At 49.4% G+C, this 439-nt stretch carries 1 protein-coding gene; it reads right to left on the reverse strand.

Annotation, left to right across the window (positions count from 1 at the left end):
- Positions 1 to 28: 28 nt before the first annotated feature.
- Positions 29 to 439: transposase (locus FD47_RS14805; protein ID WP_156404177.1), on the reverse strand; the 411-nt coding region annotated here is incomplete at its 5' end.

Consider the following 439-nt stretch of genomic DNA (forward strand, 5'->3'; position numbering starts at 1 on the left):
ACGCGTTGTGCTAGTTATGAAATATTGGTTAGTAATGGCCAAGTTTTAACCCGCTTTTGCCAGCGGCGAGTTGTTCATGAACTCGAATCGTGTGCCACAGTAACAGCGCTTCTAAGCGGCTTTCCAAACCGGACATGGTTCGAATTCCCGGGTGTTCAAAGTGGCCCACTGTATCTAAATTATTAAAATTGGTTTCAATATGCCGACGTTGATTTTTCAAAAATCCGGTATCGACCGTTGTCTGGGCAGCCATATTCTTGCGCAACGGCGTCCAAAGATGAATGCCAAAGGTGGTGGCCAACCGATCTTTTAATGGTTGGCTTAAATAGCCGCCATCGGCTAAGACCCGTCGCGCGGGCGCGGTTAATAAGAGTTCTTCCGCGGCTTTTCGATCATCAAGGGCCGCCGGCGTCAGTTCCCAGGCCAGAAAGTAGCCTTG

This window comes from Lentilactobacillus parafarraginis DSM 18390 = JCM 14109, from assembly GCF_001435895.1.
GTDB lineage: Bacteria > Bacillota > Bacilli > Lactobacillales > Lactobacillaceae > Lentilactobacillus > Lentilactobacillus parafarraginis.